Origin of the sequence: Aeromonas popoffii, assembly GCF_000820025.1 — a bacterium.
Classification (GTDB): domain Bacteria; phylum Pseudomonadota; class Gammaproteobacteria; order Enterobacterales; family Aeromonadaceae; genus Aeromonas; species Aeromonas popoffii.
Window position 1 is genome coordinate 4334 of sequence record NZ_CDBI01000099.1, and the last position, 2819, is coordinate 7152.

Here is a 2819-nt window from a genome sequence, read left to right on the forward strand (position 1 = left end):
TTTCAGCGCTTCGACCAGCTTGGGATGGCAATGGCCGAGACCATTGACGGCTATCCCGCCGGCAAAATCGACATACTCACGGCCTTCCTGATCCCAGACACGTGACCCTTCACCACGCACCGGGATGATCTTGGCGGGCGCATAGTTGGGAACCATCACTTCATCAAACACTTCACGTGTCACTGCCAACAACTCTGACATATTGCTCTCCTTCGATCTGGCGACAGAATAATCCACCGCCCAAAAGTTAAATCCATGTAAACACATCGGCATTGTCACAGAAAAAAAGCTAAAAGTCTGCAACAACACGAGTTACAGGGAACAATGTTCGATTGCCTGTGAGATTTTAGGCAACCGCATTGCATAACGGCTCAGGGGGTATTGGCAAGAGATAATTTGGACAGGGAGGGGGGTGAATAAAGTGTCAGGGAAAATATTTTTGGCTTCATGTCGATTCTGGGAAGCCGATCACAACGATTCAGGAAGTTGCTAAAAAATTGGCCAGCAATTGGTGGCCCTGCTCGCTCAGGATGCTCTCCGGATGGAACTGAACTCCCTCTATATTCAACTGCTTATGGCGCAAGCCCATGATCTCGTCAAAAGAGCCATCGGCGTGCTCGCTCCAGGCGGTGATCTCGAAACAGTCGGGCAGTGTGCCCTGATCCACGATCAACGAATGATAACGGGTGACCCGCAGCGGATCGTTCAGACCGCGAAATACACCCTGCCCCTGATGGCGGATGAGCGACGTCTTGCCATGCATCACCTGACGGGCACGCACCACTTGGGCCCCGAAGACCTGCGCCAGGGATTGATGGCCGAGACAGACACCCAAGATAGGGAGCTGACCGGCAAAGCGGCTGATGGCCGCAAGGGAAATGCCCGCCTCATTGGGCGTGCAGGGGCCGGGGGAGATCACCAGATAACGGGGGGAGAGCTGCGCGATAGAATCCAGCGTCAATTCATCATTGCGCTTCACCACCACCTCTTGCCCCAGAGCGCCAAAATACTGCACCAGGTTCCAGGTAAAGGAGTCGTAGTTATCAATCAGCAACAGCATGGGGTAACCAGAGACAGAGAATTAACGATCCAGATAACGACCCTGTTCCATTTCACGCTCGCGCTGGCATTCGGCCAGATAGATGGCGGCGGCGATGGCAGGGGTCTTGTGGTATTTGTCGATGGCGTTGGAGACCATCAGCTGCAGAGTATTGAGGTTCTTGGCCTTGCGAAATTTACGCAGCCAGTGACCTTTGTCACCCAGCTCTTCAATCATGATATTGGATTCGACAGACATGCTTACTCTTGGGGCAAAAGCCCGCGTTTGAAATTGGAAGATGAATTAACAAATAGCAGGTCGGGTAAAAACAAAGAAAGCTAGGCAAATACCCAGCTCTCTTCTACTACACCTTCCCAGTATGTCAGGCTCGAGGAACAAAGCCGATGACATCATATACCCTGGTCAGGGTTTTTTCAGCCCTTTCCCGTGCCTTTTGTGCACCTGCCGCCAAAATTGTTTGCAGATGAGCTTCATCCTGACGCAACTCGCGAAAGCGCGCCTGAATAGGCTCCAGCAAGGCAACGACAGCCTCGGCAGTCTCGGTCTTGAGGTGGCCGTACATCTTGCCTTCAAAGTGCTGCTCCAACTCGGGGATGGAGCGACCGGTTACCCCGGACATCAGGGTCAGCAGGTTGGAGACCCCCGGCTTGTTCTGGGGATCGAACCGCACCACCGCCGGCTCGTCGGAGTCGGTCACGGCACGCTTTATCTTCTTGACAATCTGCTTGGGATCTTCCAGCAGACCGATGAAGTTGGCCTCGTTGTCATCGGACTTGGACATCTTCTTGGTCGGATCCTGCAGGCTCATCACCCGTGCCCCGTCGGTAGGGATGAAGGGCTCTGGCAGAGTGAACGCCTCGCCGTGCAGATTGTTGAACCGGGTGCAGATGTCGCGAGTCAGCTCCAGATGCTGCTTCTGATCGTTGCCGACCGGTACCTGATTGGCCTGATAGAGCAGGATATCGGCAGCCATCAGCACCGGATAACCAAACAGACCGACGTTGACGTTGTTCTCGAAACGGGCGGACTTGTCCTTGAACTGGGTCATGCGCGACAGCTCGCCCATCTGGGTGTAGCAGTTCAGGATCCAGCCAAGTTCGGCGTGCTGTGGTACGTGAGACTGGATGAAGACGGTGCTCTTCTTGGGATCGATCCCCACCGCCAGATAGAGGGCGGCGGCATCGAGACACGCCTTGCGCAGGGCGGCTGGCTCCTGGCGGGTGGTGATGGCATGCAGGTCGACGATGCAGTAAAGGCAGTCAAAGTCATCCTGCATATTGACCCACTGACGCAGGGCCCCCAGGTAGTTGCCGATGGTCAGCTGACCCGAGGGTTGGGCCCCGCTCAGTACGATAGGTTTAGTCATGAGAGTGTTAATCCTTGTTATTCGGCCAGCTCGGCAGCCTTATTCGGCCAAGAGTGCATCGAGTTGGGCAAACTGCTCGCATACCCAGTCCGGGCGGGAATCTGCAATGGGGCGGCCATAGTTATAGCCATAGGTCAATCCCACCACCTTGATGCCGGCGGCCTGCGCGGCCAGCACGTCATTCTCGGAGTCACCCACCATCAGGGTCCGCGACGGGCTGACGCCCAGCTCGTGGCAGGCATGCAGCAGCGGATCCGGGCTGGGTTTTTTAACGGGAACACAGTTGCCACCCAGCCAGAGCGCGAAACAGTCGCTGATGCCGAGGGCATCCAGGATGGGCTGCACGAAGTGACTCGGCTTGTTGGTCACGACGGCCTGCAGGTAACCGAGCTT

5 protein-coding genes are annotated in these 2819 nt (G+C 55.7%); all 5 read right to left on the bottom strand.

From position 1 onward, the window contains the following. A partial coding sequence (locus BN1129_RS20965; protein WP_042039212.1) for an aminotransferase class III-fold pyridoxal phosphate-dependent enzyme occupies positions 1–201 on the bottom strand: 201 nt, incomplete at its 3' end. Positions 202–478: 277 nt separating this feature from the next. Further along, entirely contained in the window at positions 479–1060 is a 582-nt protein-coding gene (locus BN1129_RS20970; RefSeq protein ID WP_042039213.1) for an aminodeoxychorismate synthase component II, read from the bottom strand. A 21-nt stretch (positions 1061–1081) separates the two neighbouring features. Beyond that, positions 1082–1297, bottom strand: a complete 216-nt coding sequence (locus BN1129_RS20975) for a hypothetical protein (protein WP_042039214.1) — start codon at positions 1295–1297, stop codon at positions 1082–1084. A gap of 124 nt (positions 1298–1421) precedes the next feature. Continuing rightward, on the bottom strand, positions 1422–2426 hold the full coding sequence (gene trpS / locus BN1129_RS20980) for a tryptophan--tRNA ligase (protein WP_042039215.1): 1005 nt from the start codon (positions 2424–2426) through the stop codon (positions 1422–1424). Positions 2427–2465: 39 nt separating this feature from the next. Then, a partial coding sequence (locus BN1129_RS20985; protein WP_042039216.1) for an HAD-IA family hydrolase occupies positions 2466–2819 on the bottom strand: 354 nt, incomplete at its 5' end.

Bases quoted from the DNA above. Each gene is read 5' to 3' on its own strand.
- BN1129_RS20975 (WP_042039214.1), bottom strand. From the start codon at position 1,297: ATGTCTGTCGAATCCAATATCATGATTGAAGAGCTGGGTGACAAAGGT.
- trpS (WP_042039215.1), bottom strand. From the start codon at position 2,426: ATGACTAAACCTATCGTACTGAGCGGGGCCCAACCCTCGGGTCAGCTG.
- BN1129_RS20970 (WP_042039213.1), bottom strand. From the start codon at position 1,060: ATGCTGTTGCTGATTGATAACTACGACTCCTTTACCTGGAACCTGGTG.